Below are 12971 nucleotides of genomic sequence, written 5' to 3'. Positions count from 1 at the left end.
GTCGATGGATTCGTTGTTCAAGCGGCCTCAAGGGCCGCGGCGATGGCGCGCCCCAGGGTCTCGGTGGTCCCGTTGCCCTTGAGGTCGGGGGTCAGCACCGCCGGATCGCCCTGCCCGAGCACCGTCTCGATGGCGCCGACGATCGCCGCGCCGGCCTCGGCCTCGCCGAGGTGCTCGAGCATCATGGCACCGCACCAGATCTGGCCGATGGGATTGGCGATGCCTTTCCCGGCAATGTCCGGTGCGCTGCCGTGAACCGGCTCGAACAGGCTCGGATACTCACGAGTCGGGTTGATGTTGCCCGAGGGGGCGATGCCGATGGTACCGGTACAGGCCGGCCCCAGGTCGGAGAGGATGTCGCCGAACAGGTTGCTGGCCACCACCACGTCGAACCAATCGGGATGCAGCACGAAGTGAGCGGTGAGGATGTCGATGTGATACTGGTCGACCTCGACGTCGGGGTACGTCTCCCGCATCGCCGCCACCCGCTCGTTCCAGTAGGGCATCGAGATGAACAGACCGTTGGACTTGGTCGCCGAGGTGAGCTTCTTCCTGGGCCGCGAGCGAGCCAGCTCGAAGGCGTAGTCCAGCACCCGGTCGACGCCGGTGCGGGTCATCAGCGTCTCCTGCAGCACCACCTCGCGGTCGGTGCCTTCGAAGGCACGCCCGCCGAGCTGGGAGTACTCGCCCTCGGTGTTCTCGCGCACCACCAGGAAGTCGATATCGCCGGGTTCACGCCCCTTCAGCGGGCTCTCGATGCCCGGCATCAGCCGGCACGGCCGCAGGTTGACGTACTGGTCGAAGGCACGCCGAAACTTGAGCAGCGAACCCCAGGCCGAAACGTTGTCCGGCACGCTGTCGGGCCAGCCAACGGCACCGAAGAAGATGGCGTCGAATCGCGTCAGGGTCGCGTACCAGTCGTCCGGCAGCATGTCGCCGTGTTCCATGTAGTAGGCGCAGCTGGCGAAGTCGAAGTGCTCGAACTCCAGCGGCAGGTCGAAGCGGCGTGCCGCCGCCTCCAGCACCTTCAGGCCCTGGGGGACGACCTCCAGGCCGATGCCATCCCCTGCCAGTACCGCGATCTTGTGAGTCATCTCATGTCTCCCGGTTGGGGTGGGTCAGCCGTGGCGAATCGCCACCGTCTTGAGCCGCGTATAGCTCTTCAGCCCCTCGAAGCCCTTCTCGCGACCGTGACCGGAGCGGCCGACGCCACCGAACGGCAGCTCGATGCCACCCGCCGCTCCGTAGTTGTTGACGAACACCTGGCCGCTGCGCACGCCCTTGGCCAGGCGCAGCTGGCGACCGCCGTCGCGGGTCCAGATGCCCGCACAAAGGCCGAAGTCGGTGCCGTTGGCCTGGGCCAAGGCCTCGGCCTCGTCCGAGAAGACCTGCACGGCCAGCACCGGCCCGAACAGCTCTTCGCGCAGCACCTCGTGGCCTTCGGGGATGTCGCTCAAGACCTGAGGCACCACGAAATGCCCTCCCGCGGGCGCCCCCTCCGCCAGACGACCGCGGGCCAGGGTACGAATGCCATCGTCGCGAGCCGCCTCCAGGCGAGCCTCCAGCTTGGCCTTCTGACGGGCGTTGATCAGTGGGCCGCAGTCGGCGTCCGCCTCGCCGGCGTCGCAGCGCAGGGTCTCGAACCGTTCGGCCAGTCGTCCCAGCACGTCATCGGCAATGTCGCGCTGCACCAGCAGGCGACTCCCCGCGGAGCAGGTCTGGCCGGCGTTCTGGATGATGCCGCGCACCACGAAGGGCAGCGCCGCCTCCAGGTCCGCATCGGCGAAGAGAAGCTGAGGCGACTTGCCGCCCAGCTCCATGGTCACGGGCACGTGGTGCTCCGCCGCGGCCTGGGCCACTCGAGTGCCGGTCTCCGGCGAACCGGTGAAGGAGAGGTGATCGATGGCAGGATGCGCCGCCAGCGCGGCCCCCGCTTCGCCGCCCAGGCCCGGCACCACGTTGAGCACACCGGGCGGCAACCCCTGTTCCAAGGCCAGCTCGGCGAGACGCAGCACGCTCAGGCAGGCGTCCTCGGCGGGCTTGAGCACGACGGTATTGCCGGCCGCGAGCGCCGCCGCCACGCAGCGCCCGAAGATCTGGGCGGGATAGTTCCAGGGAATGATCTGGGCGCAGACGCCATAGGGCTCGCGCAGAGTCAGCACCGCGAAATCGCTCTCGAAGGGGATCGTCTCGCCATGCAGCTTGTCGGCGGCCCCGCCGTAGAAGCGGAAGTAGCGGGCACAGGCGGTGATGTCGCCGCGCGCCTGGGTCATGGGCTTGCCGGTATCCGCGCACTCCAGGGCGGCGAGTCGCTCGTGGTCGGCCTCGATGGCGGCGGCGAAGGCCAGCAGCCACTCGCTGCGCCGGCGCGCATTCCAGCCGGCCCAGCCCCCCAGCTCGCCGGCAAAGGCCCGGCTGGCCGCAGTGACCGCCTCATCGACATCGGATGCCTGGCTGCGTGCGATGTGGGCGATCGCCTCGCCGCGCGCTGGCGCTTCGACATCGATGACCGCCTGGGTCGTCACCCAATCGCCGCCGATCAGTGCCTGGCTGCGGGGCAGGGTAGGGAGTGCTGCCATGTGTAGGACTCCTATGCTCGTCATTGTCAGTAGAGAAGGTCGACCAGCCCCAGCGAGATCCACGGCATGTAGGTGATCGCCATCAGGCAGGCCAGCACCACCAGCACGAAGCGCAGCAGCCAGGGGATCAGTTGATCGATGGAAAGCTTGGCCACCGCACAAGCGGCGAACAGATTGACGCCGAGCGGCGGGGTGAACATGCCCAGCGCCAGGTTGACCACGACGATCAGCCCGAAATGCACCGGGTCGATGCCGTACTGCACGGCGATCGGAGTGAAGATCGGTGCCAGCACCAGGATCGCTGCCGAGGTCTCGACGAACATGCCGATGATCAGCAGCATGACGTTGACCGCCAGCAGGAAGGCGATCGGGCTCTCGAACGCCAGGCTCACCCAGTCGGCCACCTGAGACGGCAGCCCGGAGCGGCTGATCAGGAAGCTGAACAGCGCCGCCGCCGAGATGATCAGCATCACCGTGGCGGTGGCCATGACGCTCTGACGCAGGATCGGCCACAGTTCGGACCAGGACAGCTCGCGATACACCAGGCCGCCGACGATCAGCGCGTAGACCACCGCCACCGCCGACGCCTCGGTAGGCGTGAAGACACCGCCATAGATGCCGCCGATGACCACCACCGGCATCAACAGCGCCGCCCAGGCACGTCGGAAGGCTGTGGGAAAGGCGACACTCTCGTCGCTGTCGCGCAGGCCGTAACCGCGGACCTTGCAGAACAGGTAGAGGAAGATCAGCAGTGCGCTGCCGATCAGCAGCCCCGGGCCGATACCGGCGATGAACAGCCGGCCGATGGAGGTATCGGTGCTGACCCCATAGAGGATCAGCGGTATCGAGGGGGGAATCAGCACGCCCAGTTCGGACGATGACGCCTGAATGGAAGCCGCCAGCGGCTTGGGATAGTCGTGCTTGACCATGGCCGGTATCAGAATCGAGCCGATGGCGAAGGTAGTCGCCACGCTGGACCCCGACACCGCGGCGAACAGCATGCAGGTCAGCACGCAGGTCATCGCCAACCCCCCCTGCAACCCGCCGACGATCGACTTGGCCAGGTCCACCAGGCGCTGCGAGATACCGCCGGCAGCCATCAGGTTGCCGGCCAGAATGAAAAAGGGGATCGCCATCAGCGGGAAGTTGTCGATCCCCACGAACATCTGCTGAGGCACCATCAGCAGCGGAAAGCGCGAGAAGAACTCGATGCCGATGATCGAGGCCAGCAGGATGGAAACGGCGATGGGCACGCCGAGAGCGAAGAAGATGATCAGCGACAGACCGATAGCGAGATTCACTGGCCGGACCTCCGAGTCGGTTGAGCGGGATCGTCGCCATTCGGTAGCGTGGCGGCGTCAGTAACCGGTGGCATCGCCTCGCGAGGCGGGGCCTCGGCCTCGACGTCGGCCAGCCCGACGGCTTCGCGCCCTGTCGCCTGTGCCAGCAATCGCGCCACCACGGACAACAGCGAAAAACCGGCCCCGATGGGAATCGCCGCATAGACCCAGGAGATCGAGATCCCCAGCCCCGAGAGCATCTGGTTGCGCACCCGGAAGGTCATGGCAGTGCCGAAGTAGACCAGAACGGCCAGGGCAATGAGGCAGCCCAGAGCGATCGCCGCCTCGAGCAGGATCAATCGCCGGGCGGGAATCAGCTTGTAGATGACCTCGACGGACATCATGTGGCCACCCCGGAAACACGCTGCGGCGGCGAGAAAGACGCACCAGATCATCGACGAGCGAGCTACCACCTCGGACCAGGTCGAAGGCGCATCGAAGACGAAGCGCGTCAGCACCTGGTAGAAGCCCGTGGTCACCGAGACGACGAGCATCAGCACGGCCCCGGCCAGGGCCACCCGGGATAGCTGGCGCTCGATACGCAGGAGGAGTTCCACCATGGCGTTCACCTAGCTGGGCCGGCCCCGGCAGACGCACCGGGGCCGGCGAACGGGCCGATCAGCAGCTGCTGTTGCGGATACGATCCAGCATCTCGCTGCCGTACTCGTCGGTGAAGACCTCGTAGGAGGGCTCCACGGCCTCCTGGAACTGGGACTTGTCGATGTCCTCGACCACCGTCATGCCCTTCTCCTTGAGCTCCTCGACGCCCTCGGTCTCGAGCCGCGAAACCATGGAGCGAGTCGCCTCGGCCCCGGCACGGGCGGCCTCGGTGAACCAGCCCTTCTCCTCATCGCTCAGGCCATCCCACATGATCGGAGAAGCCAGCATGATGGCCGGCGAATAGACGTGGCCGGTCAGCGAGAGGCGGTCCTGCACCTCCCACAGGTTGCCGGTGAGGATCACCGAAATGGGGTTCTCCTGGCCGTCCACGGTGCCCTGTTGAAGCGCGGTGAAGAGCTCGGGGAAGGCCATCGGCGTGGGATGCACGTCCATCTCGCGGAAGGCCGCCATGTGCATCTCGTTCTCCATGGTACGGATCTTCAGTCCCTCGGCGTCCTCCGGCGTCTGCACGTCGCGCTGGCTGTTGGTCAGGTGGCGAAAGCCATTCTCGGTCCAGGCCAGCCCCACCAGATCGTGGTTGCCCATCCGGTCGAGCAGCTCCTGGCCGATCTCACCATCCAGCACGCAGCGAGCCTGGTCGTAGTCCTCGAACAGGAACGGCAGGTCGAGCACATAGGTTTCCGGGACGAAGTTGCCCAGCGGGCCGGTCGAGGTGACGACGACGTCGATGGTGCCGATCTGCAACCCCTCGATCATGGCGCGTTCACCGCCCAGGGCGCCGGAAGGGTGCTCCTCCACGGTGAATTCGCCGCCACTGAGCTCGTCGAGCTTGGCCGCGAAGGCATCGATGCCTTCCGAGTAGTGCGAACTATCCGATGTGGTATGTCCCACGGTAATCGACTGAGCCGCCAGGGCTCCCAGGCTGGTGGCGGCCAGGGCCAGGGTCGAGACGCCGGCAATGGCGGCATGCAGGGCGTTGTGAGCAAAGCGCTTGGTCATTGTTGTATCCCCTTGGGTTTGCGGCTGGGTGAAAACCGACGGCGGCAGCCGTCGGGGTACTGCAAACTGGTATAATGACATGATAATCACCTGACTCTGTCAAATACGACCATGGTCGCAAAGTGCCAATACATGGCGCTGTCAGGGGCGTCATCGCCAGAATCTAGCTCGTCGAAGCCACCCGGAACGCCTCGACGATCTCGCGGAAATCCGTATCGCGCGGAAATCCCAGCGCCTCGGCGCGCCGGGTGTGGAAACGGGTCGGCCAGCTACCGACGATGGCCTGGATGCGCGGGTCCGGATCGTGACGGATACGCTCCACGGCCGTCGGGCCGGCGACCTCGCGCAGCGTCGCGATCATCTCGGCGACGCTGACGGTGATGCCCGGCAACATGAAAGCGCGGAACGCACCGATGGCCTCACCGTCGACCTCGGCGCCATGCAACAGCGCCGCGACCACCGTCTCGGGCGACATCACGAACAGTTCGAGTTCGGTGGGCACTGGGCAGACGGCCTCTTCGCCGTTGAGGGGTTCGCGCAGAATGCTCGAGGCGAAGCTCGACGCGGCCGCATTGGGCCGCCCAGGGCGGATCACGATGGTCGGCAGGCGCAGCACCAGGCCGTCCACCAGACCGCGACGGCTATAATCGTTGATCAGCAGTTCGCACATCGCCTTCTGGGTGCCATAGGAGTTCTGCGGCTGCAGGGCGGTCATGTCATCGAGGATCTCGGGCAACTCGCCGCCATAGGCCGCTACTGAGCTCGCCATCACCAGGCGCGTGGCGGCCAGGCCACGGGCACGGCAGCCCTCTAGCAGGGCACGGGTGGCGTCGAAGTTGACGGCCAAGCCCAGATCGAGATCCGCCTCGGCGGCGGAACTCACCACCGCGGCCAGGTGATAGATGACGTCGGGCCGCGCATCGAGCAGGGCGTCGAAGGCCCCGGGGGCGGTGATGTCGCGGGCCTGGGCGACGACCTCGACGCCAGCCGCCTCGGGGGTGGCGGCCTCGCTCTGGTCGATCAGGGTCAGCCGGCGGATCGGCTCGCCCCGCAGCTCGCCGCGCTTGAGGAGGCGGTGGATCAAGCGCTGGCCGAGAAATCCGGCCGCGCCGGTGATGGCGATATGCATGGTGTCGTGCTTCCTGTGGTTGTCCTTGTGGCGGTTACTGCTGAGAGGGCCGCAGCCCGTGATCCCGTCCCCAGCCGAGACCGGCACGAGTCGCCCCGAACGGGCGGTATTCGCAACCGATCCAGCCGTCATAGCCGAGCGTTTCGAGCCGTGCGAACAGCGCTGGATAATGTACTTCGCCGACATCCGGCTCGTGACGCTCCGGCACGCCGGCGATCTGCACGTGGCCGATGGCCGAAAACTGCCGCTCCAGATGCCGGATCAGATCGCCCTCCATCACCTGGCAGTGGTAGAGGTCGAACTGCAGACGCAGGTTGGGTTCGCCTACCTCCTCCAGCACCGCCATCGCTTGTGCCTGGCGCGAGAGGAAGAAGCCCGGCATGTCACGGGTGTTGATCGGCTCGACCAGCAACTCGCGGCCGCACTTCGCCGCTTCACGGGCGGCGAAGCGCAGGTTCGCTACGTAGGTGGCGTGATGCACGGCCCGCGTTTCGTCATCGGCAGCCAGCGGCAGCAACCCTGCCATGGCATGGACCCGCGGGCAGCCCAGGACATCGGCATAGCGCAGCGCCTCTACCACGGAATCGCGAAACTCCGCTTCGCGCCCCGGCAGGCTGGCCAGCCCACGCTCGCCGCTCTCCCAGTCACCAGGCGGCAGGTTGAACAGCACCTGCTCGAGGCCGCTTTCCTTCAGCGCGGTGCGCAGTGCCTCCGGGGCATGGGCGTAGGGAAAGAGATACTCCACGCCGCGAAAACCGGCCTCGGCGGCCGCAGCGAAGCGCTCGAGGAAATCATGCTCGGTGAACAGCATGCTGAGGTTGGCGGCCAGTCGGATCATCGTCGGTTCCTACTGTATGGGCGGACACTGTCAGTTTTCGGGAACGGCCTAGTCGCGGGGGAAGCGGGCTTCCAGTTCGGCCACCTGTTCGGGGGTCAGTGCTCGCGGGTTGCGACCGTGCAGCAGCAGGTACAGTTTGGCGGTCTCCTCCAGCTCCTCGGTGGCATACACCGCCGCCTCCAGGCTCTTGCCGGCCACCACCGGGCCGTGGTTGGCGAGCAGCACTGCGCTGTGTCGTCCTGCCAGCCCACGCACGGCATCCCCCAGCGCCGGATCGCCCGGCAGGTGATAAGGCACCAGCGGCAGCCTGCCGACCCGCATCACGTAGTAGGCGGTGAGCGGCGGAATGCAGTCGCAGGGGTCGATGTCGGGCAAGCAGGAGACCGCCACCGAATGGGTCGAATGCAGGTGCACGATGGCCTCGGACCGGGGCCGCTCGGCATACATCGCCATGTGCAGGAAGTGCTCCTTGGTGGGCTTGTCGCCGCCCTGCCAGCGCCCGTCGCGGTCGAGACGTGCAATGCGCGACGGATCGAGACGCCCGAGGCAGGCGTTGGTGGGCGTCATCAGCCAGCCACCATCCTCCAGGCGTACGCTGATGTTGCCGCTGGAGCCCATGGTGAGTCCCCTGTCGAACAGCGACTGGCCCAACGTGGCGATCCGTTCGCGCAAGCGGGTCTCGTCGTGGCCTCTCATGCCGCGCCCTCCTCTCCGGTCAGCTCGTCCAGAACCGTGAATGCGCGCGAGAAGAAATCCTCACCGCCGAAGTTGCCCGACTTGAGCGCCAGAGACAGCGGCCCCTCGCGGTGGCTCAGCGGAGCCTGAGTCCAGGGCACGCCGGGGTCGATCTGATCGCCGATGCGAAGCTGGCGAATACCCAGCGCCGAGACCACCGCACCCGAGGTCTCGCCGCCGGCGACCACCAGGCGCCCGACGCCCTCGGCGACCAGGCACTGAGCCAGTTCCCCCAGGGCCTGTTCGACCAGCGCACCGGCACGTTCGACCCCCAGCACCGCCTGGGCGGCCTTGACCCGTTCGGGGTCGGCGGAGGCATGAACCAGTACCGGGTCACCCGCGGCGAGATGCTCGCGAGCGAAGGCCAGGACCGCCCGGACGTGCTTCTCGCCCTCGGCGAGTGCCAGGGGATCGAGGGCAACCCCGGGATGGCGCTGGAGAAAATGCGCCACCTGCCCCAGAGTGGCCCACGAGCAACTGCCCGAGAGCACCAGGGCACCGCCGGAAGCCGGTGCCAGGCTTCCCGGCTCGTCCATCTCGGCCAGCCAGCCGCGTCGGCGGTACTGCCCGGGCAACGCCTGGCCTAGCCCCGAGCCACCGGTGACCAAGGGATAGTCGGCCAAGGCCTCGGCCAGCACCTCAAGGTCGGTATCGTCCAGGGTGTCGCAGATCACATGGCGAATGCCTTCGGCGGCGAGCGCTTCCAGGCGCCGGCGGACCGCATCGCCGCCTTGCGCCAGCGTCGAACGCGCCGCCAGGCCCACCGGATGCGGCGTCTGGCGGCCCAGCACGCGTACCAGATCGGCATCGTGCATCGGGTTGAGGGGATGGTGCTGCATGCCACTGTCGTTGAGCAGGCGGTCGCCGACGAAGAGATGCCCCTGGTAGACGGTGCGGCCGTTGGCCGGAAACGCCGGCACCATCGCCGTCTGGGTGCCGCCCAGCCGCTCCAGCAAGGCATCGGCCACCGGGCCGATATTGCCGGCGTCAGTGGAATCGAAGGTGGAGCAATACTTGAAAAAAAACTGCCTGGCGCCGCGGGCCTGCAGCCAATCGAGCGCTGCCAGCGAATCCGCCACTGCCTGCTCGGCCGGGGTGGAGCGCGACTTCAGCGCCACCACCACGGCATCCACGTCGGCCAGGTCGAGAGCAGCCTCGGGTACGCCAATGGTCTGCACGCAGCGCATGCCGGAACGCACCAGGTTGTTGGCGAGGTCGGTGGCACCGGTGAAGTCGTCGGCAATGGCGCCCAGCACGAGAGTCATGCCTTCGGACCTCCCGCATCGTTGGCGGCCTCGGGCAGCTCGATGCCCGACAGCCGTTGATAGACCTTGATCACCGCCGAGTCGTCCTGGCGACCGAAGCCGGCCCCCTTGGCCGCGGTGAACTGCTGCAGGGCGCTGGCCGCCACCGGAGTGGACATGGCCAGCTCGCGGCCGGTCTCGTGCACCAGATTCAGGTCCTTGACGAAGATGTCCACGGCCGAGAGCGGGGCATAGTCTCCGTTCAGGATGTGCGGCACCCGATTCTCGAACATCCAGGAGTTGCCCGCCGAGTGGGTGATCACCTCATAGACGCTGTGCGGGTCTAGTCCCAGACGAATGCCCAGCGCCATGGCCTCGGCGGCGGTAGCGATGTGCACGCCGGCCAGCAGTTGATTGACCAGTTTCATGCTGGAGCCGACGCCGGCGGCCTCGCCCAGCCGATGAACGGTGGCGGCCATGGCATCGAGCACCGGTGCTGCCAGGTCGAAGGCCGTCGGCGTGCCGGAAGCCATCACCGAGAGCTCACCGTTGCGCGCCTTGGCCGCTCCTCCGCTCACCGGGGCATCGAGCATGGCGAGCTCCATGCTCTCGAGGCGCGCCCCGAGCTCTCGAGCATAGGAAGGCGCCACGGTGGCACACTGGATGACCAGGCTTCCCGGCGCCAGCTGCGCCGCCACGCCCCGTTCGCCGAACAGCACGGCCTCCACCTGCTCGGCGTTGACCACCAGCACCACCACGACATCGCACGCTGCGAGCTCCGAGGGCATGGCAACGCTGCGGCCTCCCTCTACCTCGAACGCCTGGCGTGCATGGGCGGCGATGTCGCAGCCGGTGACATTCAGCCCTCGCTCGAGGAGAGCCAATGCCGTGCCTTGGCCCATGGCGCCGAGGCCGATCACTCCGATGCATGGACTCTCGATCGAATGGCTCACCGGATGCTCTCCTGTAGCGAATGGTCGACGATAACTGGTAGCGCTACCATGATAGCGCTATCATCGTTGTAGAAGATGACGGAAGGCACGGCAAGCGTTGTGATGGAGGGTACGACCAATGTCTAAATCGAACGGCCGGGCACGCCAGAGGCGCGGTTCCGACCAGCCGACGCTCGCCGAAGTCGCCGAGCTGGCCGGCGTCTCGCCCATCACCGCCTCACGGGCGCTGAACACTCCCGAACGGGTCAACGATGCCACACGCCAGCGTGTCCTCGATGCCATGGACCACCTCGGCTACGTCCCCAACCTGGTCGCCGGCAGCCTCGCCTCGGCACGGTCGAAATTCATCGCCGTCATCGTCCCGTCACTGGCCAACGCCGTGTTCATCGAGGTGATCAAGGGCCTGCAGTCCACCTTCGAATCGGCCGGCTATCAGATCCTGCTGGGCAACACCGACTACGACGTCGAGCGCGAGCACCAGTTGGTGAGAACCTTCCTGGGCTGGTCCTGCTCGGCGCTGGTGACCGCAGGACTGCGGCACACCCCGGCATGCCGCGAACTGCTCGCCGGCTGCGACCGCCCGGTGATGGAAGTGATGGAGCTGGGCGAGGCCGTGGACCTGAACGTGGGTCTGGACCATCACGCGGCCGGAGGTCGCATGGCGAGCCACCTGCTGGAACGCGGCTACCGCCATGTCGTCTACGTCGGGGCACGCATGGCCGACGACTATCGCGCCCGCATGCGCTACGAAGGGCACTGCAAGGTACTCGAGACTGCCGGCCTGGAGCCCTCCCTCATCGAGCTCGAGCGACTGGGCAGTCTGGAAGCGGGCGCCCAGGGCCTGGACCAGGTCCGCAACGATCACCCCGACACCGAGGCCATCCACTTCGCCAATGACGACCTAGCCACGGGAGCGCTGCTCCATGCTCAGCGCCTCGGCCTGCGAGTCCCCGGGGACATCGCCATCGCCGGGTTCAACGGCTTGTCGCTGGGGCAGCACGTCACTCCGCGGCTGACCACCATCCAGTCACCGCGAGAGACCATCGGACGCATCGCAGCCGGAGAGGTGATCAAGCGCCTGGCGGGAAGCCGCGTGAACCGGCGCCGCCACGACGTGGGCTTTCACCTCCTGGAGGGCGAAAGCACCTGAGGTGACGAGGCATTCGGGCGGACTACGCCTTGCTTCGACTTTCGCATTAGCCTTGACGCAAAAACCCCTTGCGGCCAGCCTCAGGGGGAGCCATCATCTGCGCCCTCTCGCCGGTCCACCGAGACGACGGGCCCCGGGCGAGGCCAAGACACTTCCCCTTTTCCCGATCTGGATTCGTACCCATGAGCAAAGTCCTGATTATCGGCGCCGGCGGCGTCGGCGGTGTCGTCACCCACAAGTGCGCCCAGCACCCAGACGTCTTCGGCGAGATCATGCTGGCCAGCCGCAACGAGGCGAAGTGCCAGGCCATCGCCGCCCAACTCGATCGCCCCATCCAGACCGCTCGGGTGGATGCCGACGACGTCGAGGCGCTGGTCGCCCTGATCGAGTCGTTCAAGCCCGACGTGCTGATCCACGTGGCCCTGCCCTATCAGGATCTGACCATCATGGAGGCGTGCCTGCGTACCGGCGTGCCCTATCTGGACACGGCCAATTACGAGCACCCCGACGAGGCCAAGTTCGAATACAAGGAGCAGTGGGCCTTCCAGGAGCGCTACGCCAAGGCGGGCAACATGGCCACCCTGGGTTGCGGCTTCGATCCGGGCATGACCAACATCTACTGCGCCTATGCTCAGAAGAACCTGTTCGACGAGATCCACCGAATCGACATCCTGGATGCCAACGGTGGCGACCACGGCTATCCCTTCGCCACCAACTTCAACCCCGAGATCAACATTCGCGAGATCACCGCGAACGGCCGCTACTGGGAGAAGGGCGAGTGGAAGGAGACCGCGCCGCTGGCCGAGAAGCGCACCTTCGACTTCGACGGCATCGGCGAGAAGGACCTCTACCTGCTCTACCACGAGGAGCTCGAATCGCTCAGCCAGAACATCAAGGGCCTGGAGCGCATCCGCTTCTGGATGACCTTCTCCGACAAGTACATCACCCATCTCAAGGTGCTGGAAAACGTCGGCATGACCCGCATCGAGCCGATCGAGTTCCAGGGCCAGCAGATCGCCCCGCTGGAGTTTCTCAAGGCAGTGCTGCCCGATCCGGCCTCGCTGGGTCCGCGCACCAAGGGCAAGACCAACATCGGCGTGATCGCCGACGGCATCAAGGACGGCAAACGTCGCAAGGTGCACATCTATAACATTTGCGACCACCAGGCGTGCTATGAGGAGGTCAAGTCCCAGGCCATCTCCTACACCACCGGCGTGCCGGCGGTGACCGGCGCCATGCTGATGCTCGAGGGCATCTGGAAGGGCGAGGGCGTGTTCAACGTCGAGCAGCTCGACCCCGACCCCTTCATGGCGCGCATCGGCGAGATGGGCCTGCCCTGGCAGGTGGTCGAACTCGACCCCGACCACGACCCGCTGGCCTGAT

At 66.6% G+C, this 12971-nt stretch carries 12 protein-coding genes; 2 read left to right on the top strand and 10 right to left on the bottom strand.

The features are described 5' to 3' along the window. Positions 1–17 precede the first annotated feature (17 nt). From BLP96_RS12970 to ltnD, 10 genes are all read right to left on the bottom strand, one after another. On the bottom strand, positions 18–1094 hold the full coding sequence (locus tag BLP96_RS12970; protein ID WP_089686834.1) for a tartrate dehydrogenase: 1077 nt from the start codon (positions 1092–1094) through the stop codon (positions 18–20). Positions 1095–1118: 24 nt separating this feature from the next. Further along, the gene (locus tag BLP96_RS12965; protein WP_089686832.1) at positions 1119–2579 is read right to left on the bottom strand and encodes an aldehyde dehydrogenase family protein; all 1461 of its coding nucleotides are present in this window, start codon (positions 2577–2579) and stop codon (positions 1119–1121) included. 26 nt (positions 2580–2605) lie between these two features. Beyond that, positions 2606–3880, bottom strand: a complete 1275-nt coding sequence (locus BLP96_RS12960; protein WP_089686831.1) for a TRAP transporter large permease — start codon at positions 3878–3880, stop codon at positions 2606–2608. Next, positions 3877–4479 (bottom strand): TRAP transporter small permease, encoded by a 603-nt coding sequence (locus BLP96_RS12955; RefSeq protein WP_089686829.1) that lies wholly within the window; start codon positions 4477–4479, stop codon positions 3877–3879. The genes BLP96_RS12960 and BLP96_RS12955 overlap by 4 nt, the downstream gene beginning before the upstream one ends. Positions 4480–4537: 58 nt before the next feature. Then, entirely contained in the window at positions 4538–5539 is a 1002-nt protein-coding gene (locus BLP96_RS12950) for a TRAP transporter substrate-binding protein (protein WP_089686827.1), read from the bottom strand. A gap of 163 nt (positions 5540–5702) precedes the next feature. After that, positions 5703–6668 (bottom strand): D-erythronate dehydrogenase, encoded by a 966-nt coding sequence (gene denD / locus BLP96_RS12945; protein ID WP_089686825.1) that lies wholly within the window; start codon positions 6666–6668, stop codon positions 5703–5705. Between the two features lie 34 nt (positions 6669–6702). Next, complete coding sequence (gene otnI, locus BLP96_RS12940) at positions 6703–7506, bottom strand: 2-oxo-tetronate isomerase (RefSeq protein ID WP_089686823.1); 804 nt, start codon at positions 7504–7506, stop codon at positions 6703–6705. A 48-nt stretch (positions 7507–7554) separates the two neighbouring features. Further along, positions 7555–8202, bottom strand: coding sequence for a 3-oxo-tetronate 4-phosphate decarboxylase (otnC, locus tag BLP96_RS12935; protein ID WP_089686821.1), 648 nt, complete (start codon positions 8200–8202; stop codon positions 7555–7557). Continuing rightward, on the bottom strand, positions 8199–9506 hold the full coding sequence (gene otnK, locus BLP96_RS12930; RefSeq protein ID WP_089686819.1) for a 3-oxo-tetronate kinase: 1308 nt from the start codon (positions 9504–9506) through the stop codon (positions 8199–8201). The genes otnC and otnK overlap by 4 nt, the downstream gene beginning before the upstream one ends. Next, positions 9503–10438, bottom strand: a complete 936-nt coding sequence (gene ltnD / locus BLP96_RS12925) for an L-threonate dehydrogenase (protein WP_281182819.1) — start codon at positions 10436–10438, stop codon at positions 9503–9505. The genes otnK and ltnD overlap by 4 nt, the downstream gene beginning before the upstream one ends. A 118-nt stretch (positions 10439–10556) precedes the next feature. Here ltnD and BLP96_RS12920 point away from each other — a divergent pair, with 118 nt between their 5' ends. Next, the gene (locus BLP96_RS12920) at positions 10557–11588 is read left to right on the top strand and encodes a LacI family DNA-binding transcriptional regulator (protein WP_089686817.1); all 1032 of its coding nucleotides are present in this window, start codon (positions 10557–10559) and stop codon (positions 11586–11588) included. 182 nt (positions 11589–11770) lie between these two features. Continuing rightward, positions 11771–12970, top strand: a complete 1200-nt coding sequence (locus BLP96_RS12915) for a saccharopine dehydrogenase family protein (RefSeq protein WP_089686815.1) — start codon at positions 11771–11773, stop codon at positions 12968–12970. Position 12971: the final 1 nt, after the last annotated feature.

This window comes from Billgrantia gudaonensis, from assembly GCF_900100195.1.
GTDB lineage: Bacteria > Pseudomonadota > Gammaproteobacteria > Pseudomonadales > Halomonadaceae > Halomonas > Halomonas gudaonensis.
This window is presented reverse-complemented; position numbering and strand designations above follow the sequence as displayed.